At 59.9% G+C, this 22,430-nt stretch carries 11 protein-coding genes, 2 tRNA genes and 3 rRNA genes; 15 read left to right on the top strand and 1 reads right to left on the bottom strand.

All coding sequences use genetic code 11. The annotated features are described in order from the left end of the window. Nucleotides 1-35: 35 nt before the first annotated feature. The 15 genes from ilvC to KU43P_RS23240 all read left to right on the top strand — a co-directional run bounded on the left by ilvC (nucleotide 36) and on the right by KU43P_RS23240 (nucleotide 21,339). Nucleotides 36-1,052: a ketol-acid reductoisomerase gene (gene ilvC, locus KU43P_RS23310; RefSeq protein WP_054885606.1), complete on the top strand. Its 1,017-nt coding sequence runs from the start codon at nucleotides 36-38 to the stop codon at nucleotides 1,050-1,052. 150 nt (nucleotides 1,053-1,202) lie between these two features. Beyond that, entirely contained in the window at nucleotides 1,203-2,054 is an 852-nt protein-coding gene (pssA, locus tag KU43P_RS23305; RefSeq protein ID WP_016391826.1) for a CDP-diacylglycerol--serine O-phosphatidyltransferase, read from the top strand. A 77-nt stretch (nucleotides 2,055-2,131) separates the two neighbouring features. Then, entirely contained in the window at nucleotides 2,132-3,145 is a 1,014-nt protein-coding gene (msrP, locus tag KU43P_RS23300) for a protein-methionine-sulfoxide reductase catalytic subunit MsrP (protein ID WP_317659874.1), read from the top strand. Beyond that, on the top strand, nucleotides 3,145-3,759 hold the full coding sequence (gene msrQ, locus KU43P_RS23295) for a protein-methionine-sulfoxide reductase heme-binding subunit MsrQ (protein ID WP_317659873.1): 615 nt from the start codon (nucleotides 3,145-3,147) through the stop codon (nucleotides 3,757-3,759). The genes msrP and msrQ overlap by 1 nt, the downstream gene beginning before the upstream one ends. Nucleotides 3,760-4,312: 553 nt before the next feature. Then, nucleotides 4,313-5,849, top strand: a 16S ribosomal RNA gene (locus KU43P_RS23290). Between the two features lie 85 nt (nucleotides 5,850-5,934). Continuing rightward, nucleotides 5,935-6,011: transfer RNA gene (locus tag KU43P_RS23285), tRNA-Ile, on the top strand. 22 nt (nucleotides 6,012-6,033) lie between these two features. After that, nucleotides 6,034-6,109: transfer RNA gene (locus tag KU43P_RS23280), tRNA-Ala, on the top strand. Nucleotides 6,110-6,345: 236 nt separating this feature from the next. Further along, nucleotides 6,346-9,237, top strand: a 23S ribosomal RNA gene (locus KU43P_RS23275). A gap of 136 nt (nucleotides 9,238-9,373) precedes the next feature. Beyond that, nucleotides 9,374-9,489 (top strand): 5S ribosomal RNA (rrf, locus tag KU43P_RS23270). Together the 16S, 23S and 5S rRNA genes with 2 tRNA genes alongside form the textbook arrangement of a ribosomal RNA operon. Before the next feature lie 115 nt (nucleotides 9,490-9,604). Beyond that, nucleotides 9,605-13,087 carry an exodeoxyribonuclease V subunit gamma gene (gene recC / locus KU43P_RS23265; RefSeq protein ID WP_317659872.1) on the top strand — a complete coding sequence of 1,161 codons (3,483 nt, stop codon included), beginning with the start codon at nucleotides 9,605-9,607 and terminating at the stop codon, nucleotides 13,085-13,087. Then, nucleotides 13,084-16,755 (top strand): exodeoxyribonuclease V subunit beta, encoded by a 3,672-nt coding sequence (gene recB, locus KU43P_RS23260; RefSeq protein WP_317659871.1) that lies wholly within the window; start codon nucleotides 13,084-13,086, stop codon nucleotides 16,753-16,755. Before recC ends, recB begins: the two co-directional genes overlap by 4 nt. Continuing rightward, the gene (gene recD / locus KU43P_RS23255) at nucleotides 16,752-18,827 is read left to right on the top strand and encodes an exodeoxyribonuclease V subunit alpha (protein WP_317659870.1); all 2,076 of its coding nucleotides are present in this window, start codon (nucleotides 16,752-16,754) and stop codon (nucleotides 18,825-18,827) included. The genes recB and recD overlap by 4 nt, the downstream gene beginning before the upstream one ends. A gap of 185 nt (nucleotides 18,828-19,012) precedes the next feature. Further along, the gene (locus tag KU43P_RS23250) at nucleotides 19,013-19,579 is read left to right on the top strand and encodes a YfiR family protein (RefSeq protein WP_317659869.1); all 567 of its coding nucleotides are present in this window, start codon (nucleotides 19,013-19,015) and stop codon (nucleotides 19,577-19,579) included. Then, nucleotides 19,576-20,847 carry a diguanylate cyclase domain-containing protein gene (locus tag KU43P_RS23245; RefSeq protein WP_317659868.1) on the top strand — a complete coding sequence of 424 codons (1,272 nt, stop codon included), beginning with the start codon at nucleotides 19,576-19,578 and terminating at the stop codon, nucleotides 20,845-20,847. The genes KU43P_RS23250 and KU43P_RS23245 overlap by 4 nt, the downstream gene beginning before the upstream one ends. A 3-nt stretch (nucleotides 20,848-20,850) precedes the next feature. Next, nucleotides 20,851-21,339 carry an OmpA family protein gene (locus KU43P_RS23240; protein ID WP_317659867.1) on the top strand — a complete coding sequence of 163 codons (489 nt, stop codon included), beginning with the start codon at nucleotides 20,851-20,853 and terminating at the stop codon, nucleotides 21,337-21,339. Between the two features lie 100 nt (nucleotides 21,340-21,439). Here KU43P_RS23240 and KU43P_RS23235 read toward each other — a convergent pair whose 3' ends face one another. Beyond that, nucleotides 21,440-22,390 (bottom strand): LysR family transcriptional regulator, encoded by a 951-nt coding sequence (locus tag KU43P_RS23235; RefSeq protein ID WP_317659866.1) that lies wholly within the window; start codon nucleotides 22,388-22,390, stop codon nucleotides 21,440-21,442. Nucleotides 22,391-22,430 lie beyond the last annotated feature (40 nt).

Here is a 22,430-nt window from a genome sequence, read left to right as displayed (position 1 = left end):
TCCGCAGGGGCCGAGATATAACCAGGGGTATTTTCATGAAAGTTTTCTACGATAAAGACTGCGACCTTTCCATCATCCAGGGTAAGAAAGTCGCCATCATCGGTTACGGTTCCCAGGGCCACGCCCAAGCGTGCAACCTGAAGGACTCCGGTGTAGATGTCACCATCGGTCTGCGTAAAGGTTCGGCCACCGTTGCCAAGGCAGAAGCCCACGGCCTGAAAGTGACCGACGTAGCCTCCGCCGTCGCTGCTGCCGACCTGGTCATGATCCTGACTCCGGACGAGTTCCAGGGCCAGCTGTACAAGCAGGAAATCGAGCCGAACATCAAGAAGGGCGCTACCCTGGCCTTCTCTCACGGCTTCGCGATCCACTACAACCAAGTAGTTCCGCGTGCCGACCTCGACGTGATCATGATCGCGCCGAAAGCCCCTGGCCACACCGTTCGCTCCGAGTTCGTCAAAGGCGGCGGTATCCCTGACCTGATCGCTATCTACCAGGACGCTTCCGGCAACGCCAAGAACGTCGCCCTGTCGTACGCTTCGGGCGTGGGCGGCGGCCGTACCGGCATCATCGAAACCACCTTCAAGGATGAGACCGAAACCGACCTGTTCGGTGAGCAGGCTGTTCTCTGCGGCGGTACCGTCGAACTGGTCAAAGCCGGTTTCGAAACCCTGGTCGAAGCTGGCTACGCGCCAGAAATGGCCTACTTCGAGTGCTTACACGAGCTGAAGCTGATCGTTGACCTCATGTACGAAGGCGGCATCGCCAACATGAACTACTCGATCTCCAACAACGCCGAATACGGTGAGTACGTCACCGGCCCGGAAGTCATCAACGAAGAATCCCGCAAGGCCATGCGCAACGCTCTGAAGCGCATCCAGGACGGCGAATACGCGAAGATGTTCATCTCCGAAGGTGCTACCAACTACCCATCGATGACCGCCAAGCGCCGCAACAACGCCGCTCACGGCATCGAAATCATCGGCGAGCAACTGCGTTCGATGATGCCGTGGATCTCGGCTAACAAAATCGTCGACAAGACCAAGAACTAAGTCTTATCGAAAGATGAAAAACGCGGCTTCGGCCGCGTTTTTTCGTTCTGCCAGTCAGCTTCTGGTATAAAGCAGACCAGTGGCTCGCTGTCAGAACCTGTTTTGCGGGCCCGTGTCGAACATTTTCCATCCTGTTGCAAGGTACCCTCCATGAGCGAACGTCCCGAAGAGCCGAACAAGCCCTCCGACGCCGAAAGCCTGCTACCTGTCGATGAGCACGTTGAAGAAGGGCATGACGCCGAAGGGCGCAAGGTGCGTCATCGCGGCATCTATCTGCTGCCCAACCTGTTTACCACCGCCAACCTGTTTGCCGGGTTCTATTCCATCATCAGCTCGATGAGCGCCCAAAGTGCTCTGAGTGCGGGTGACCCGCGTGAGGCGAGCAAGTATTTCGCCTTTGCCGCCATCGCCATTTTCGTTGCCATGGTGCTCGATGGTCTTGATGGCCGTGTTGCACGCATGACCAATACCCAAAGCGCCTTCGGTGCCGAGTACGACTCGCTGTCGGACATGGTCGCCTTCGGTGTGGCGCCGGCCTTGCTGGCGTTCGGCTGGGCCCTGGGCGATATGGGCAAGGTCGGCTGGATGGTTGCCTTTATCTATGTAGCCGGTGCCGCGCTGCGCCTGGCGCGTTTCAACACCCAGGTCGGTACTGCCGACAAGCGCTACTTCATCGGTCTTGCCAGCCCGGCAGCCGCCGGCGTGGTGGCTGGTACCGTATGGGCATTCAGCGACTATGGCATCCAGGGCTCCAAGTTGTCGTTCCTGGTGGCACTGCTGGTTGCCGCGGCTGGCATGCTGATGGTCAGCAACATCAAGTACAACAGCTTCAAGGAGCTGGACCTCAAAGGGCGCGTGCCGTTTGTCGCGATCCTTGCAGTGGTGCTGGTGTTTGCCGTGGTGTTCAGCGACCCGCCGCGCATCCTCCTGCTGATCTTCCTTGCCTACGCGGCTTCGGGGCCAATCCAGTACCTGCTGCGCGGCCGACGCCGCAAAGCCTGAAAAAAGATTTAATGCTGGAATAACCCTCCGGCTCCATAGTCTTACTGGTATCCCTCATCCAGTGCTGTGGAGCCGTCATGCTGATCAAGCTACCCAGGTCGTCCGACTGCAAGGCATCGGAGATCACACCCGAAAGCCTCTATCTTTCTCGTCGCACGCTGTTGGGCGGGTCCCTGGCGGGGCTTGCCCTGGGTGCCCTGCCGTTTGCGGCGCGGGCGGCTGAGGCATCGCGTTACCCGGATGTAGAGGCGGGCGCCGCGCCGACATGGTTCAGCGACAAGCTCGCTGCAGCGCGCTGGCAGGCGGTGACTGTCAAGGGTGAGGCGATCACGCCGTTCAAGGACGCCACTCACTACAACAACTTCTATGAGTTCGGGCCCGACAAGGGGGACCCGGCTGCCAACGGTGCCAGCCTGAAGACAGAGCCGTGGTCGGTGGTGGTCGACGGTGAGGTCGCAAAGCCGGGGCGTTATGCCCTGGAGGACTTCGTCAAACCTTATCAGCTCGAAGAACGCATCTACCGGTTGCGTTGCGTGGAAGCCTGGTCGATGGTCATCCCCTGGTTGGGCTTTCCGCTTTCGCAGGTGCTCAAGCAGGTCGAGCCCACTTCGAAGGCGCGCTATGTGCGATTCGAGACATTGAAGGACCCGGAGCATATGCCGGGGCAGCGTTCAGGCTTTGCCCTGATCGATTGGCCTTATAGAGAGGGGCTGCGCCTGGATGAGGCCATGCACCCTCTGGCCATTCTGGCAGTTGGGATGTATGGGCGGGAGCTGGCTAATCAGAATGGAGCGCCGCTGCGGTTGGTGGTGCCTTGGAAGTATGGCTTCAAGAGCATCAAATCGATCGTGCGCATCAGCCTGGTGGCCGAGCAGCCGCAGACTACCTGGGAGGGGCTGGCGCCAGACGAATATGGTTTCTATGCCAACGTGAACCCGGAGGTCGATCACCCACGCTGGAGCCAGGCGCGCGAGCGCCGCCTGCCGAGCGGATTGTTCAGCCCAAATGTTCGCCAGACCCAGATGTTCAATGGCTACGCCGATGAAGTGGCGTCGCTGTATGCCGGGCTCGACCTGCGGAAGAATTATTGATGCGCTATCCCTGGCTGCGCCTGGCCATCTTCATGGTGGGTTGTCTGTTTCCCGTCTGGTGGTTGTACGAGGCGGCGATGAGCCTGCTGGGTCCAGACCCAGGAAAGATCATGATGGATCGCCTGGGGTTGGGAGCGCTTACCTTTTTGCTGGTGACGCTGAGCATGACGCCTTTGCAGAAGCTGACGGGGTGGTCGGGTTGGATCGTGGTTCGGCGTCAGCTGGGGTTGTGGTGTTTTGCCTATATTGTGCTGCATATCCTCTGCTACCTGTTCTTCATCCTCGGACTGGATTGGGGGCAGTTGACTGTGGAGTTGCGCAAACGACCCTACATAATAGTGGGGGCACTGGGTTTTCTTGGCTTGTTGGCATTGGCGGTGACGTCCAATCGCTACAGCCAGCGCCGGCTGGGGGCGCGCTGGAGGAAGTTGCACAAGCTGGTGTATGTGATTCTCGGGTTGGGCTTGCTGCACTTCCTGTGGATCGTTCGTTCGGATCTGCGTGAGTGGGCGATTTATGCAGGGATTGGTGGTTTGTTGATGCTGATGCGAATTCCTGCAGTGGCGCGGCGGTTGCCTCGGGTGGTGGGGCGCAGGGGGAGGGCAGTTTCGTAGCGTTCTCGAGATCGAGCGCCAAACCTGCCATGGCACGCGCCTGGTGAATATTTCAAATAAATGAAATTAAGCCTTGACCAGCTCTCGAATCCCCTTATAATGCGCCCCACTTCCAGCGTAGTCGGAACGAGAAACTCCTTGAGATTCAATGAGTTACTTAATCCAGGTAGTGCTGGTGGTGCTTCGATCGTCTGATCGATAGCGGTTGAAGCGGTGGTTGACAGCGCTTCTAAACGCTGTATGATTCGCCTCCCGCTACGAGAGATCGCAGCGAGCCAAGTGTTTGAAGCTAAACGAGTTTCTCGCGAAAAACTTCAAAATAAACGCTTGACAGGCTCTGAGGAAAGCGTAGAATGCGCGCCTCGGTTGAGACGAAAAGCTCTTAACCAAACGCTCTTTAACAAATCGAATCAAGCAATTCGTGTGGGTGCTTGTGAGTATGGACTGATAGTCAAAAAGATTATCAGCATCACAAGTGACCATGCGAGAAATCACATAGTCATTTGAGATTGCTGAGCCAAGTTTAGGGTTTCTTAAAAACCCAAGCAGTATTGAACTGAAGAGTTTGATCATGGCTCAGATTGAACGCTGGCGGCAGGCCTAACACATGCAAGTCGAGCGGATGATGGGAGCTTGCTCCTGGATTCAGCGGCGGACGGGTGAGTAATGCCTAGGAATCTGCCTGGTAGTGGGGGACAACGTTTCGAAAGGAACGCTAATACCGCATACGTCCTACGGGAGAAAGCAGGGGACCTTCGGGCCTTGCGCTATCAGATGAGCCTAGGTCGGATTAGCTAGTTGGTGAGGTAATGGCTCACCAAGGCGACGATCCGTAACTGGTCTGAGAGGATGATCAGTCACACTGGAACTGAGACACGGTCCAGACTCCTACGGGAGGCAGCAGTGGGGAATATTGGACAATGGGCGAAAGCCTGATCCAGCCATGCCGCGTGTGTGAAGAAGGTCTTCGGATTGTAAAGCACTTTAAGTTGGGAGGAAGGGCAGTAAGTTAATACCTTGCTGTTTTGACGTTACCGACAGAATAAGCACCGGCTAACTCTGTGCCAGCAGCCGCGGTAATACAGAGGGTGCAAGCGTTAATCGGAATTACTGGGCGTAAAGCGCGCGTAGGTGGTTTGTTAAGTTGGATGTGAAAGCCCCGGGCTCAACCTGGGAACTGCATCCAAAACTGGCAAGCTAGAGTACGGTAGAGGGTGGTGGAATTTCCTGTGTAGCGGTGAAATGCGTAGATATAGGAAGGAACACCAGTGGCGAAGGCGACCACCTGGACTGATACTGACACTGAGGTGCGAAAGCGTGGGGAGCAAACAGGATTAGATACCCTGGTAGTCCACGCCGTAAACGATGTCAACTAGCCGTTGGAATCCTTGAGATTTTAGTGGCGCAGCTAACGCATTAAGTTGACCGCCTGGGGAGTACGGCCGCAAGGTTAAAACTCAAATGAATTGACGGGGGCCCGCACAAGCGGTGGAGCATGTGGTTTAATTCGAAGCAACGCGAAGAACCTTACCAGGCCTTGACATGCAGAGAACTTTCCAGAGATGGATTGGTGCCTTCGGGAACTCTGACACAGGTGCTGCATGGCTGTCGTCAGCTCGTGTCGTGAGATGTTGGGTTAAGTCCCGTAACGAGCGCAACCCTTGTCCTTAGTTACCAGCACGTTATGGTGGGCACTCTAAGGAGACTGCCGGTGACAAACCGGAGGAAGGTGGGGATGACGTCAAGTCATCATGGCCCTTACGGCCTGGGCTACACACGTGCTACAATGGTCGGTACAGAGGGTTGCCAAGCCGCGAGGTGGAGCTAATCTCACAAAACCGATCGTAGTCCGGATCGCAGTCTGCAACTCGACTGCGTGAAGTCGGAATCGCTAGTAATCGCGAATCAGAATGTCGCGGTGAATACGTTCCCGGGCCTTGTACACACCGCCCGTCACACCATGGGAGTGGGTTGCACCAGAAGTAGCTAGTCTAACCTTCGGGAGGACGGTTACCACGGTGTGATTCATGACTGGGGTGAAGTCGTAACAAGGTAGCCGTAGGGGAACCTGCGGCTGGATCACCTCCTTAATCGACGACATCAGCCTGCTGATGAGCTCCCACACGAATTGCTTGATTCATTGTAAAAGACGATGCTGTAACGCGACCCTGTTATAGGTCTGTAGCTCAGTTGGTTAGAGCGCACCCCTGATAAGGGTGAGGTCGGCAGTTCAAATCTGCCCAGACCTACCATTACATGGTTCAGCCGTAATACGGGGCCATAGCTCAGCTGGGAGAGCGCCTGCCTTGCACGCAGGAGGTCAGCGGTTCGATCCCGCTTGGCTCCACCACTTTCGCAGTACCTGATCAGAACTTAGAAATGAACATTCAGTTTGAATGTTGATTTCTGACTTTTGTCAGATCGTTCTTTAAAAATTCGGATATGTGATAGATATAGACTGACACGCACTTTCACTGGTGTGTGATCAGGCTAAGGTAAAATTTGTGAGTTCTGCGCGAAAGCGCAACATGCGAATTTTCGGCGAATGTCGTCTTCACAGTATAACCAGATTGCTTGGGGTTATATGGTCAAGTGAAGAAGCGCATACGGTGGATGCCTTGGCAGTCAGAGGCGATGAAAGACGTGGTAGCCTGCGATAAGCTTTGGGGAGTCGGCAAACAGACTGTGATCCAGAGATCTCTGAATGGGGGAACCCAGCCAGCATAAGCTGGTTATCTTGTACTGAATACATAGGTGCAAGAGGCGAACCAGGGGAACTGAAACATCTAAGTACCCTGAGGAAAAGAAATCAACCGAGATTCCCTTAGTAGTGGCGAGCGAACGGGGACCAGCCCTTAAGTTGGTTTGAGATTAGTGGAACACTCTGGAAAGTGTGGCCATAGTGGGTGATAGCCCCGTACACGAAAATCTCTTATCAATGAAATCGAGTAGGACGGAGCACGAGAAACTTTGTCTGAATATGGGGGGACCATCCTCCAAGGCTAAATACTACTGACTGACCGATAGTGAACCAGTACCGTGAGGGAAAGGCGAAAAGAACCCCGGAGAGGGGAGTGAAATAGAACCTGAAACCGTATGCGTACAAGCAGTGGGAGCCTACTTTGTTAGGTGACTGCGTACCTTTTGTATAATGGGTCAGCGACTTATATTCAGTGGCGAGCTTAACCGAATAGGGGAGGCGTAGCGAAAGCGAGTCTTAATAGGGCGTTTAGTCGCTGGGTATAGACCCGAAACCGGGCGATCTATCCATGGGCAGGTTGAAGGTTAGGTAACACTGACTGGAGGACCGAACCGACTACCGTTGAAAAGTTAGCGGATGACCTGTGGATCGGAGTGAAAGGCTAATCAAGCTCGGAGATAGCTGGTTCTCCTCGAAAGCTATTTAGGTAGCGCCTCATGTATCACTGTAGGGGGTAGAGCACTGTTTCGGCTAGGGGGTCATCCCGACTTACCAAACCGATGCAAACTCCGAATACCTACAAGTGCCGAGCATGGGAGACACACGGCGGGTGCTAACGTCCGTCGTGAAAAGGGAAACAACCCAGACCGTCAGCTAAGGTCCCAAAGTCATGGTTAAGTGGGAAACGATGTGGGAAGGCTTAGACAGCTAGGAGGTTGGCTTAGAAGCAGCCACCCTTTAAAGAAAGCGTAATAGCTCACTAGTCGAGTCGGCCTGCGCGGAAGATGTAACGGGGCTCAAACCATGCACCGAAGCTACGGGTGTCATCTTTGATGATGCGGTAGAGGAGCGTTCTGTAAGCCTGTGAAGGTGAGTTGAGAAGCTTGCTGGAGGTATCAGAAGTGCGAATGCTGACATGAGTAACGACAATGCGAGTGAAAAACTCGCACGCCGAAAGACCAAGGTTTCCTGCGCAACGTTAATCGACGCAGGGTTAGTCGGTCCCTAAGGCGAGGCTGAAAAGCGTAGTCGATGGAAAACAGGTTAATATTCCTGTACTTCCAGTTATTGCGATGGAGGGACGGAGAAGGCTAGGCCAGCTTGGCGTTGGTTGTCCAAGTTTAAGGTGGTAGGCTGAAATCTTAGGCAAATCCGGGATTTCAAGGCCGAGAGCTGATGACGAGTTGCCATTAGGCGACGAAGTGGTTGATGCCATGCTTCCAAGAAAAGCTCCTAAGCTTCAGATAACTGGGAACCGTACCCCAAACCGACACAGGTGGTTAGGTAGAGAATACCAAGGCGCTTGAGAGAACTCGGGTGAAGGAACTAGGCAAAATGGCACCGTAACTTCGGGAGAAGGTGCGCCGGTGAGGGTGAAGCACTTGCTGCGTAAGCCCACGCCGGTCGAAGATACCAGGCCGCTGCGACTGTTTATTAAAAACACAGCACTCTGCAAACACGAAAGTGGACGTATAGGGTGTGACGCCTGCCCGGTGCCGGAAGGTTAATTGATGGGGTTAGCGCAAGCGAAGCTCTTGATCGAAGCCCCGGTAAACGGCGGCCGTAACTATAACGGTCCTAAGGTAGCGAAATTCCTTGTCGGGTAAGTTCCGACCTGCACGAATGGCGTAACGATGGCGGCGCTGTCTCCACCCGAGACTCAGTGAAATTGAAATCGCTGTGAAGATGCAGTGTATCCGCGGCTAGACGGAAAGACCCCGTGAACCTTTACTATAGCTTTGCACTGGACTTTGAATTTGCTTGTGTAGGATAGGTGGGAGGCTTTGAAGTGGGGACGCCAGTTCTCATGGAGCCATCCTTGAAATACCACCCTGGCAACTTTGAGGTTCTAACTCAGGTCCGTTATCCGGATCGAGGACAGTGTATGGTGGGTAGTTTGACTGGGGCGGTCTCCTCCCAAAGAGTAACGGAGGAGTACGAAGGTGCGCTCAGACCGGTCGGAAATCGGTCGTAGAGTATAAAGGCAAAAGCGCGCTTGACTGCGAGACAAACACGTCGAGCAGGTACGAAAGTAGGTCTTAGTGATCCGGTGGTTCTGTATGGAAGGGCCATCGCTCAACGGATAAAAGGTACTCCGGGGATAACAGGCTGATACCGCCCAAGAGTTCATATCGACGGCGGTGTTTGGCACCTCGATGTCGGCTCATCACATCCTGGGGCTGAAGCCGGTCCCAAGGGTATGGCTGTTCGCCATTTAAAGTGGTACGCGAGCTGGGTTTAGAACGTCGTGAGACAGTTCGGTCCCTATCTGCCGTGGACGTTTGAGATTTGAGAGGGGCTGCTCCTAGTACGAGAGGACCGGAGTGGACGAACCTCTGGTGTTCCGGTTGTCACGCCAGTGGCATTGCCGGGTAGCTATGTTCGGAAGAGATAACCGCTGAAAGCATCTAAGCGGGAAACTTGCCTCAAGATGAGATCTCACTGGGATCTTGAATCCCCTAAAGGGCCGTCGAAGACTACGACGTTGATAGGTTGGGTGTGTAAGCGCTGTGAGGCGTTGAGCTAACCAATACTAATTGCCCGTGAGGCTTGACCATATAACACCCAAGCAATTTGCTAGCGCAGATTGCGGTGGTGAAGACGAAACGAACCGAAAGTTCGCAAGCAACATCACAAATATCGCATATCCGAATTCGCTGGGCTGTCCATCTGGACATTCTGGCAACAGAATTTCTTGACGACCATAGAGCATTGGAACCACCTGATCCCATCCCGAACTCAGCAGTGAAACGATGCATCGCCGATGGTAGTGTGGGGTTTCCCCATGTGAGAGTAGGTCATCGTCAAGATTCATTTCGCAAAACCCCTATCTGCGCGAGCAGGTAGGGGTTTTGTCTTTTCTGGCTGTTTGTCAGCCGTGATATCGTTCCCCATCATCTAGCAGTGCCCGTCAGAGGACCTTAAATGGCCAACACCATCTCGCTCCATCCTGGCTTCATGATTGTCCACGGCAACCGCCTGGACGACCTGCGCAGCCTGGTAGTGAGCTGGATGCGCCGTTATCCGCTGGCCCCGCTGGAGAACGAGATCGCCCTGGTGCAGAGCAACGGTATCGCTCAATGGCTCAAGTTGGCCTTGGCCGAAGACCCACAGGAAGATGACCAGGGCGGTTGTGGCATTGCCGCCGCCATCGATGTGCAGTTGCCGGGCAGCTTCATGTGGCAGTTATACAGAAAGGTGCTGGGGCGCGACGAAATCCCCGAGGTATCGCTGCTCGACAAGGCACCCCTGACCTGGCGCCTGATGCGCCTGCTCCCGGAACTGATCGAACGCCCCCACTTCGAGCCTTTGCGGCGTTTCCTCACCGACGATAGCGACCTGCGAAAGCGCTACCAGCTGGCCGAGCGCTTGGCCGACCTGTTCGACCAGTACCAGGTCTACCGTGCTGATTGGCTCAAGGACTGGGCGTCCGGAAATCACGTACTGAACACGGCCCGCGGCGAGCGCAAACCCCTGGCTCCGGGCAACCGCTGGCAGGCCGAACTCTGGCGCGCGCTGCTGGAGGATGTTGGCGAGCAAGGCATGGCTCAGAGCCGGGCTGGGGTACACCAGCGTTTCATCGAACGTATCGGCAGCCTTGAGCAGGCACCTGCAGGCCTGCCGCCACGGGTGATTGTCTTCGGCATATCCTCTTTGCCAGCCCAGGCTCTGGAGGCGCTCGCCGGACTTGCTCGCTTCAGCCAGGTGCTGTTGTGCGTGCACAACCCTTGCCGCCATCACTGGGCCGACATCGTCGCCGACAAAGACCTGCTACGCCACCAGTACAAGCGCCAGCAACGCAAGCAAGGCATGCCGCTGCAGCTCGATGATGAGTCGCTGCATCAGCATGCCCATCCTTTGCTGGCCGCCTGGGGCAAGCAAGGCCGTGACTACATCAACCTGCTCGACAGCTACGACGACCCGGTTAGCTACCAAGGCGCGTTCAGCGAAGGGCGCATCGACCTGTTCAGCGAGGGCCAACCCACCACGCTGCTGAACCAGTTGCAGGACGATATCCTCGAACTACGGCCTCTGGCTGAAACCCGCCAGCGCTGGCCTGAAGTCGATCTCGCCAAGGATCGCTCGGTACGCTTCCATGTTGGCCACAGCGCGCAACGGGAAGTGGAAATCCTCCACGACCAGTTGTTGGCCCGTTTCAGTGCCGACCCCACACTGCGCCCACGAGATGTCATCGTGATGTTGCCGGCGATCGACACTTATGCACCGCATATCCGTGCCGTATTCGGTCAACTGCAACGCAATGACCCGCGCTACATCCCCTTCACCTTGACCGACCAAGGCCAGCGCGGGCGAGATCCCTTGCTGATTGCCCTGGAGCATCTGCTCAAGCTGCCGGACAGCCGCTTTGCCGTGAGCGAAGTGCTCGACCTGCTCGATGTACCTGCTCTGCGCGCCCGCTTCGGTATCCGTGAAAGCGACCTGCCCACGCTGCACCGCTGGATCGAAGGCGCGGGTATCCGTTGGGGCCTGAATGCCGAACAGCGCGCAACCCTTGGCTTGCCCGAGGGCCTGGAGCAGAACAGCTGGCGTTTCGGCCTGCGTCGTATGCTGCTTGGCTATGCGGTGGGGGTGGGCGAGGGCTGTGACGGCATCGAGCCGTATGACGAAATCGGCGGCCTGGATGCCGCCCTGATCGGCCCGCTGGTGGCGCTGCTCGACGCCCTCGATGTGGCCTACCAGGCCCTGTCCCAACCTGCGACGGCGCCACAGTGGGGCGAACGCCTGCAGGCCTTGCTACAGGTGTTTTTCCTGGCAGGGGGCGAGCACGACGAGTTTCTGCTGATGCAATTGCAGGAGCTGCGCGATGGCTGGCTGGAAGTCTGTGAAGGGGTTGCCCTGCAAGATCTGCTTCCCCTGACCGTCGTTCGCGAGGCTTGGCTCTCTGGGCTGGACCAGGGCAAGTTGTCCCAGCGTTTTCTCGCCGGCTCGGTGAACTTCTGCACCCTGATGCCCATGCGTGCCATTCCTTTCCGAGTGGTCTGCCTGCTGGGCATGAACGATGGCGACTACCCGCGCGCACAGCAGCCGCTGGACTTCGACCTGATGGCCAGCGATTACCGCCCCGGCGACCGCTCGCGTCGTGAAGATGACCGATACTTGTTGCTCGAGGCGCTGCTGTCGGCACGCGATCAGCTCTATATAAGTTGGGTCGGCCGTAGTATTCGCGACAACAGTGAGCGCCCGGCATCGGTCCTGATTGGCCAGTTGCGTGATCACTTGGCCGCTGGTTGGTGTCTGAAGGGCAAAGGCGAAGGCCAGGAAGCCCAGCAAGGGGGCGAGCAGTTGCTGCACGCGTTGACCCAAGAGCACCCGCTGCAGCCCTTCAGCCCACGCTACTTCCAGAAAGGCAGTGCGCTGTTCAGCTTTGCCCATGAGTGGCAACTCCTGCACCAGCAGACCGAGGAGGATATGCAGCCAGACCTGGGCCTGCCCCCTTATGTCAGTGATGAAGCCCTGACCCTGACGCAGTTGCAGGACTTCTTGCGCCACCCCGTGCGGCACTTCTTCAGCCAGCGGCTCAAAGTGTTCTTCGAGGCGCTGGAGGCACCCACGCCGGATGAAGAGCCCTTCGTCCTCGATGCACTGCAGCGTTACAGCGCCAGCGAAAGCCTGCTGAACGCAGCCTTGGCCGACCCTGACCAGGCAGAACACGCGCTGCAGATGCAGGCACGACGGCTGCAGGCCTGCGGGATGCTGCCCTTGGCCGGGTTCGGTGAAATCCTTCAGTCCGAGTTGATCCAACCGCTGCCCGATCTGCTTCAGCGTCACCGACAGCTCCTGCAACGTTGGCCCAATGTGGTCGAGGGTGCTCTGCCGATCCATTTCGAGCACGGCACTCACCGGCTGGAAGGTTGGCTTGGCCGGGTTTACCAGGCTGAGAACCAAAGCCTGCTCAGCATCACCACGGTACCCAATACCATCAGTGCTGGGCGCACCCTCAAATGGCACCGTCTGATCCCCAGCTGGGTCATGCATCTGGCGGCGTGCGCCGCTGGGTACCCGCTGCACAGTGCACTGCTGGCCAGTGACATCACCCTGTTGCTCGACCCGCTGCCACAAAGCCAGGCTGCCGAGCTGCTAGGTCACTTACTGGTGTCCCGCCAGGCCGCGATGAATGCACCGCTGCCAGTCGCGGCCAAGACGGCGTTTGCCTGGTTGGCTCAGGAAGACCCTGACAAAGCGGTCGCTGCCGCCATCCGCGCGTACGAGGGCGACGGCCGTACCAGTTTCGGCGAGCGCAGCGAAAGCCTGGCCCTGGCTCGGCAGTTCCGAGACTTCAGCGCACTGAGCGCCGACGAAACCTTCGAAGGCTGGTGCGAAACCTTGTACCGGCCGTTATTCAGCGCAGCCTGGCAAACACTGGGCAACCCGGAGAGTGGCGCATGACCCAGGCCCGTCCCCTGGCATTGAGTTTCCCCCTGCACGGCAGCCAACTGATCGAAGCCAGTGCCGGTACCGGCAAGACGTTCACCATTTCTGCGCTGTACCTGCGCCTGATCCTCGGCCATGGTGGCGAGCAAGGCTTTGGCCGCGAATTGCTACCGCCACAGATCCTTGTGGTCACCTTCACCGATGCCGCGACCAAGGAGCTGCGTGAGCGTATTCGCGCCCGCCTGGCCGAGGCTGCGAGATTTTTCCGTGGCGAACTGCAAGCGGCCGACCCGCTGCTGCACCAGCTACGTGACGATTACGCCGAAGCGCTCTGGCCCCGTTGCGCCAGCCGGTTGGAAGTCGCGGTGCAGTGGATGGACGAGGCAGCGGTATCGACCATCCACGGCTGGTGCCAGCGCATGCTCCGCGAGCACGCCTTCGACAGTGGCAGCCTGTTCACCCAGAGCCTGGAAACCGACCACAGTGATTTGCTCGGCCAGGTCATGCGCGATTACTGGCGGCGCTTCTGCTATGGGATGCACGGCGAGGCGCTGACCTGGGTGCGCAACCACTGGGGCAGCCCTGATGCACTGTTGCCGCGCATCCGCCCATTGTTTGGCCGTGTGCGTGACCATCAGGACGAGCAGGAGCCCCAGGCCCTCATCGATGCTGCGCTGCAACAGCGTGTGGAGCAGCTGAGGCAGCTCAAGGCGCCATGGCTGCAGTGGGCTGACGAACTGCAGCAAATCTGCCGCGACGCCGTTGCCGCCAAGCAAGCAGACGGACGCAAGTTGCAGGCGCGCTACTTCGAGCCGTGGTTCGACAAGTTGCGCACTTGGGCTGGTGATGAGCAGGAAGTGGAGCTTGACCTGGGCACCGGGTTCACCCGCCTGACCCCGGTCGGCATGGCCGAAGCGTGGAAGGTCGGCGAACCGCCTGAGCATCCTGCCCTCGTGGCCATGCATGACCTGCCAAGGCAGTTGCAAGCCTTGGCCAGCCCCGATGCACGCTTGCTCGAGCACGCCGCCGCCTGGGTGTGCGCACGCTTTGAAGTGGAAAAGCGCCGCCGCGCCGAGATGGGCTTCGACGATATGTTACTGCGCCTGCAGCACGCCCTGGCCAGCGAGGCCGGCGAGCGCCTGGCCGGGCTAATTCGTGAGCAGTTCCCGGTGGCACTGATCGACGAATTCCAGGACACCGACCCGGTTCAGTACGGCATTTTTGAAAGCATCTACCGCATCAGCGAGAACCGTGCGCAAACCGGGCTGTTCATGATCGGCGATCCCAAGCAGGCGATCTACGCCTTCCGCGGCGCCGACATCTATACCTACCTGTCCGCTCGTCGTGCCACCGCCGGCCGCTTGCACAGCCTGGACACCAACTACCGCTCCAGCCAGGCGATGGTGGCTGCGGTCAACCAGGTGTTCCTGCAGGCTGAAGGCCGTGAACAGGGGCGAGGGGCATTCCTGTTCCGCGAGAATGGTGACAACCCGCTGCCGTTCATCGAGGTACGGGCCAAGGGCCGTAGCGAAACGCTGTTGATCGATGGCCAGCCCAGCGCGGCGTTGCAGTGCTGGCAACTGGAAAGCGAAGATCCCGTCTCAAGCACCCTGTATCGTCAGCAGATGGCGGCAAGCTGTGCCAGCCACATCGTCGGCCTGCTCAATGGCGGGCAGCGTGGTGTCAGCGGTTTTCGCGATGCCCAGGGCAATCAGCGCCCCTGCCTGCCTTCTGACATCGCCATCCTCGTGCGGGATGGCTTCGAGGCCCAGCTGGTGCGTGCGGAGCTTGCGGCCCGTGATGTGCGCAGCGTCTACCTTTCTGACAAGGACTCGGTATTCGCCGCCCAGGAAGCCCATGACCTGCTGGCCTGGCTCAAGGCTTGCGCCGAACCTGATTCCGAACGTTTGCTCAAGGCGGCCTTGGCCAGCCTGACCCTGGACCTATCGCTGGCGGAGCTGGACCAGTTGAACCAGGATGAACGCGTCTGGGAAGGCTGGGTGATGCGTTTTCGGCGTTACCGTGACACTTGGCAGCGCCAGGGCGTGCTACCGATGTTGCGGCACCTTTTGCACGACTTCCAGCTGCCACGCACCCTCATCGCACGCAGCGATGGCGAACGGGTATTGACCAACCTGTTGCACCTGGCGGAGCTTCTGCAGCAGGCTGCCGGCGAGCTGGATGGCGAACAGGCGCTGATACGCCACCTGGCAGAGCACCTGGCCAACGCCGGGCAGGCGGGCGAAGAGCAGATCCTGCGCCTGGAAAGCGATGAACAGCTGGTCAAGGTGGTGACGATCCACAAGTCCAAGGGCCTGGAATATCCGCTGGTCTACTTGCCGTTCATCTGCACCAGCAAGCCGGTGGACGGTAGCCGCCTGCCGTTGGCCTGGCATGACAGCCAGGGCAATGTGCAGCTCACCCTGACCCCTGATCAAGAGCAGATTGCCCTTGCCGATGACGAGCGCCTGGCCGAAGACTTGCGCCTGCTCTACGTTGCCCTCACCCGAGCCCAGCACGCCTGCTGGCTGGGCGTCGCCGACCTCAAGCGCGGTAGCCAGAAGAGTTCGCAACTGCACCGTTCGGCCCTGGGCTACCTGCTGGGCGGCGGCTCGCCGCTGCCGGGCTCCGCGCAGTTGTCGAGCTGGTTGCAGAGCTTGCTCTGCGGTTGCCCGTACATTGCTTGCCCAGGCCTTCCGGAAGCTGACGATCAGCGCTACCAGCCGCCGCATGCCGAGCGCGAGCTGCTGCCTGCGCGCAAGCCTCGACGCGCTGCTTCCGAACACTGGTGGATCGCGTCCTACAGCGCCCTGCGGGTCGGTGAGCAGACGCTCGGTGCCGACAGCTCCCAGGCCCAGCAGTTGCTGGACGATGAGGTCGTCGATGCCCAACAGGTGCGAGAGGTGCCTGCTGACGGCGGCGATATCCACCGTTTCCCACGTGGCCCGAACCCCGGCACCTTCCTTCATGGCCTGCTCGAATGGGCCGGCCGTGAAGGCTTTGCCGAAGTCGCCGCCAACCCAAAGCTGATCGCGCTCACCATCGGTCAGCGTTGCAACCGCCGTGACTGGACGGGCTGGATTACAACGCTCAGCCAGTGGCTGCACCAGTTGCTCAATGAGCCATTGCCAGCCCGCGACGTGAGCCTGAAGCTCGCCCAGTTGCAGCACTACCAGATCGAGATGGAATTCTGGTTCGCCAGCCACCGGGTCGACGCCGAGCAGCTCGACCAGCTGGTTGTCCGCCACACCCACGCCGGCGCGGCGCGCCCTGCGGCCCAACCGACCGTGCTCAATGGCATGTTCAAGGGGTTCATCGACCTGGTGTACGAATGGGACGGGCGTTATTACGTCGCCGACTACAAATCCAACTGGCTCGGACCGGACATTCAGGCCTATGACGCGCAGGCCATGGAAAAAGCCATTCTCGAACACCGGTACGACCTGCAGTACGTGCTGTACCTGTTGGCCCTGCATCGCCAATTGCGCGCGCGCCTGCCTGATTATGACTACGACCGCCATATCGGTGGTGCCATGTACATCTTCCTGCGCGGCGCGAGCAGTAGCGGCCATGGCGTGTACTTCGCCAAGCCCCCCCGCGAGCTGATCGAAGCCCTCGACGCACTGTTCCGTGGCGTTCATCAGCCGCAACAACAGGACCTGTTTGCCGGAGTCGCGCCATGAGCCGAACCCTCGACGACCTCTTGCCCACGCCCCTGAACGCCGAGCACCTGCTGGCGCTACAGCCGCAGCGTGTCAGTGGCGATCTGTTGCAACTGCTCGACCGCTGGGTGGAGCGTGGCTGGCTGCGTGCGCTGGACCGGGCATTCGTATCGTTCCTCGAGGAACGTGCTCCCGGCAGCGACCCCCTGCTGCTGCTGGCCGCCGCCTTGGCCAGCCACCAGCTTGGCCATGGGCATGTCTGCCTGGACATGCAGCAGACCCTTGCCGAGCCGGACTTCGCCCTGTCACTGCCGCCTGAAGGCGACGCCCTGACCGGCCCTTTGCTGCTGCCTTCGCAGCTGCTCGCCAACCTCGACCTGCATACCTGGCTGCAGCGCATTGCCGCCAGCCCGCTGGTGGCCGGTGCCGATACTCCTGGGCAGCAGACGCGGCCGCTGGTACTGAGCGGCGAGCGCCTCTACCTGCGCCGCTATTGGAGCTATGAACGACGAATCGATGCCACCTTGCGCCAACGCCTGAACGTGCATGAGGCGACACCCGCCGATTTGCCGGCGCGCCTGGCGCAACTGTTCGACGCGGGTGCCCTGGAGGGCCAGGTCGACTGGCAGAAACTGGCCTGTGCCCTGGCCACCCGCGCGGGCTTCAGCATCATCACGGGCGGCCCCGGCACCGGCAAGACCACCACCGTGGTGCGTTTGCTGGCCTTGCTGCAGGCGCCGGCGGTGGAGCAGGGCAGGCCTCTGCGCATTCGCCTGGCCGCGCCCACCGGCAAGGCGGCGGCGCGCCTGACCGAGTCGATCGGGCAGCAGGTCGAGCGTTTGCAGGTGAGTACCGAGGTGCGCGGGCAAATCCCTACCGATGTCAGCACCGTACACCGGCTGTTGGGCAGCCGGCCGGGCTCGCGGCACTTTCGCCACCATGCTGGCAACCCGTTGCCGCTGGATGTGCTGGTAGTCGATGAAGCCTCGATGATCGACCTCGAGATGATGGCCAACCTGCTCGATGCCTTGCCGCCGAAGGCCCGCCTGGTACTCCTCGGAGACAAGGATCAGCTCGCCTCGGTCGAAGCCGGCGCGGTGCTGGGCGATCTGTGCCGTGACGCCGAAGAGGGCTGCTATTCGCCCGCCACCCAAGCGTGGCTTGAGCAGATTGGTGGTCAGTCGCTGGCCAGCAGTGGCCTCAAGGCCGGTGACGGCCAGCGCCACCCGTTGGCCCAGCAGGTGGTCATGCTGCGATTCTCCCGACGCTTTGGCGAAGGCAGCGGCATCGGTCAGCTGGCGCGCCTGGTCAACCGTCAGCAAGCGCAGGCGGCGCGTGACTTGTTGACCCTGCCGCCCAGCGATGTATTCGGGCTGGCCCTGCGTGGCGAGCAAGACCGTGCCTTCGACCGCCTGCTGCTCGATGGCCTGAACCGTGGCGTGGACGGGCCACAGGGCTATCGCAGTTACCTGAGGACGATCGGCCGCTTGCGCCCGCCACTCGGCACGGCCTTCGACGATCCGCGCTGGGAACAATGGGCGGCCAAGGTGCTGCACAGTTTCGAGGACTTCCAGTTGCTGTGCGCGGTACGCAAGGGCGCCTGGGGTGTGGAGGGGCTCAACGAGCGCGTAGCGCGGGTGCTGCACAATGCCGGGCTGATCGACAGCCAGCAGCCCTGGTACGAAGGGCGGCCGGTGTTGGTCACCCGTAACGATTATGGTCTGGGGCTGATGAACGGCGATATCGGCATCGCTCTGCGCCTGCCCGACGAGCAGGGCGAGCCGTTGCTGCGTGTGGCCTTCCCTCGTAACGATGGCAGCGGCGGCGTGCGCTTCGTTCTACCCAGCCGCCTCAATGAGGTGGAAACCGTGTTCGCCATGACCGTGCACAAGTCGCAAGGCTCGGAGTTCAGCCATACCGCCCTGGTGCTCCCGGATGCGCTCAATCCAGTGCTGACCAAGGAACTGGTGTACACCGGCATCACCCGGGCCAAGCACTGCTTCAGCCTGATCGAGCCACGCCAGGGTATTTTCGAAGAGGCCGTACTGCGTAAGGTCCGGCGTATCTCCGGCCTGATGCTCGAGCAGGTCTGACCTCATCACCGGCAAGCCGGCTCCCACAGCTAATTCACAGCCCTCAGGCCCGGTGTCGCTCCTGTGGAAGCCGGCTTGCCGGCGATAGGGCCCTCGATGACGAACCAAGGCTACCCTCCTACAGAAAGCCAGCGTTGTGCTATCGTTGCGCCCAGTTCATATAGAAGTTTTGAGAGCATTCTCACATGACAGGGGCCAGGGAGCGGTTGACAGGCAGTGCGCTTTCTCTGTATCTGGCCGCCCTGTTGCTACTGGCCGGCCCTGCCTTTGCGGACGGCTCCGCCACTTCAGCCCAAGCCCAGCAGCGTGCCAAGGCGGTTACGCAGGTGGTGCTGGGCATCCTGAGCTACGCCCGCTGGCCCGTCGAACCCGTGCCGTTGCGCCTTTGCCTGGTCGGCCCTACCGAATATGCCGACGACCTGATCAAAAGCAATGTGCAGAATGCCGGCCAGCCGATGCAGGTGCATCGTTTGTTGGCCGACGATCGGCAGGTTGCCCACGCCTGCGATGCCGTCTATATCGGCAAGCTTGACCCTGGTCAACGCGATCGCCTGTTCCAGGACATCAGCGGCCATCCGGTCTTGAGCATCAGCGAAGCCGACGACCCGTGCACCACCGGCACCCTGTTCTGCCTGCGGGTCGGCGACCAGCAGGTGGCCTTCGAGGTCAATCTCGATTCCGTGGCGCGTTCCGGCGTGCGTATCCACCCCAGCGTGCTGCAGTTGTCGCGCCGCAGGGCAGTGCAGCCATGAGGCTGGGGAAAAAGCCAGGCGTGCGCCCGACCTTGCGCTCGGTGCTTGGCCGTGGCCACCTAAGCGTGGCCTTGCTGGCCGTCGGCTTGGCGGGCATCTCGCTGACCCTGCTCGGTGTGCTGGCCTTGCGGGTCTACGCCAATCACAACGTGCACCTGATTGCCCGGTCCATCAATTACACCGTCGAAGCCGCAGTGGTCTTCGACGACAGCGCTGCCGCCTATGAGGCGCTGGCGTTGATCGCCGGCACCGAAGAAGTGGCGGACGCCAAGGTATTCAACAACGACGGCGACGCGTTGGCGCACTGGCAGCGCAGCGATGACGGCATGCTTGCCCACCTGGAATCCCAGGTGGCCACCGCGCTGCTGGATCAGCCGGTCAACCTGCCGATCTACCACCAGCAGCAGAAGGTCGGGCACATCGAGCTGATTGCCCAGGGCCGCAGCCTGTTGCTGTTCTTGCTCGGCGGCCTCGGCGGCATCCTGTTCTGCACGCTGCTCAGCGCCTTCGTCGCCCTCTACCTGTCCCAGCGCATGCTGGGCGATATCGTTCGGCCGTTGCGTAGCCTGGCCAGCGTCGCCCATGCGGCGCGCCGCGAGCGAAGCTTCGACCGGCGTGTGCCGGAAGCACCGATTGCCGAACTCAATGAACTGGGCAATGACTTCAATGCCCTGCTCGATGAGCTGGAGGTGTGGCACAGCCACCTGCAGAACGAAAATGCCGCGCTGGCGCACCAGGCCAGCCACGACAGCCTGACCGGCCTGCCCAACCGCGCCTTCTTCGAAGGCCGCCTCAACCGCAGCCTGCGCAATGCCGCGCGGCAGCAGGATCACCTGGCGCTGCTGTTCCTCGACAGCGATCACTTCAAGCAGATCAATGACAGCCTCGGCCACGCCGTGGGCGACGAGGTGCTGATCAACATCGCCGATCGCGTGCGTGCGCAACTGCGCGAGCACGACCTGGTGGCCCGCCTGGGGGGCGATGAATTCGCGGTGTTGCTCACGCCGCTGCAGTCACGCCAGGACGCCGAGCGTATTGCCGAGAAGATCATCGCCAGCATGCAGCTGCCGATGCAGCTCGACGAGGGGGGCACCCTGACCACGTCGCTGAGTGTCGGCATCGCCTATTACCCGGAGGATGGCAGCGACCCTGCCAGCCTTCTCAATGCCGCCGACGCGGCGATGTACCAGGCCAAGCGCAAGCGCCGTGGCCAGTGGCAAGCGGCGCAGACGGAACGGTCCGCCGCCGAGTTCAAGAACAGGAGCTGAACCGTGATTCATCGTTTGCGTTTTCCCTTCCTCGCGATACTGCTGGCCTTGCTGGCGCTGACCGGTTGCCAGAGCACACCGAAGGGGCTCACGGCCGAACAGATCGCCGTGCTCAAACGCGAAGGCTTTGCCCCGACCGATGAGGGCTGGACGTTCGATCTGTCGGGCAAAGTGTTGTTCGGCAGCGACCTGGACAGCCTCAACGGCCAGAGCCAGGCGATCGTCGAGCGGATCGGCAAGGCGTTGCTGGGGGTGGGTATCCAGGGCGTGCGGGTGGATGGCCATGCCGATGCCTCGGGCAAGGCAGCGTACAACCAGCAGCTGTCCGAGCGGCGCGCGCAGAGTGTGGCCAAGGCGCTGATCGGTATTGGCATGCCAGCGCAGAACATCAACACCCGCGGGCTGGGCAGCAGTCAGCCGGTGGCGGATAACCGGACCAGTGCCGGGCGCACCGAGAATCGGCGGGTGTCGATCGTCGTGGCGTCTTATTGAAATTCGTGTCGTATTTATCGCCGGCAAGCCAGCGCCCACAAGGGTACCTTGCCGTGCTGTGGGAGCTGGCTTGCCAGCGATGGGCTGCGAAGCAGCCCCCTCAACCCTGAGGAAAACGCATCTCGCGCGTTTCCCCCATCAACAGCGGTGCATTCGCCTCGGTCACTCCGCGAATGTAATCCCACAACAGCGTAATCCGCTTCAACTTGCGCAAATCCTCCCGGCAATACATCCAGAACTGCCGCGTCACCTCGATCTCTTCAGGCAACACCGTCACCAGCCGCGGATCCTGCGCTGCCAGGAAACACGGCAATATCGCCAATCCACGGCCCTGCAAAGCTGCGGTGTACTGCGCAATCACGCTGGTACTGCGCAGGTGCGCACTGGCATTAGGAATCAGATTGGCCAGGTATAGCAGCTCTGAACTGAACGCCAGATCATCCACATAGCTGATGAACGGATGGCCTACCAGGTCGCTCACCTGGCGAATCGGTGCGTGGCTGTCGAGGTAATCCTGGGTCGCATACAGCCGCAGGCGGTAGTCACAGAGCTTGCAGCACACATAGGGCCCATGCTCCGGCCGTTCCAGGGCAATGACGATATCCGCTTCGCGCTTGGACAGGCTGATGAAGTGCGGCAGCGGCAGGATATCCACCGAGATCGCCGGATAGGCGTCGACGAAATGGCTCAATTGCGGGGTGACGAAGAAGCTGCCGAAACCCTCGGTGCAACCCATGCGCACATGCCCCGACAGCGCCACACCCGACCCGGACACCTGCTCGCAAGCCATGTGCAGCGTGCTTTCGATCGATTCGGCATAGCCCAGCAGGCGCTGCCCTTCGGCGGTCAGCACAAAGCCGTTGGTACGCGACTTTTCGAACAGCAACGTGCCCAGCGCACCCTCCAGCGAGCTGATGCGACGTGACACCGTGGTGTAGTCGACGCTCAAGCGTTTGGCAGCGCTGCTGGCTTTGCGGGTACGCGCCACTTCGAGGAAGAACTTCAGGTCGTCCCAGTTCAGCGCACTGAGGGAGGTCAGGTCTTTTTGCATGTTGATCCGGTTTTTTTGTGCGTTCTTGTTGGATGTTTGC

Source organism: Pseudomonas sp. KU43P (assembly GCF_033095865.1).
Taxonomy (GTDB): Bacteria; Pseudomonadota; Gammaproteobacteria; order Pseudomonadales; family Pseudomonadaceae; genus Aquipseudomonas.
The sequence above is the reverse complement of the archived record's forward strand: the minus strand, read 5'-3'. Positions and strand labels throughout refer to the sequence as shown.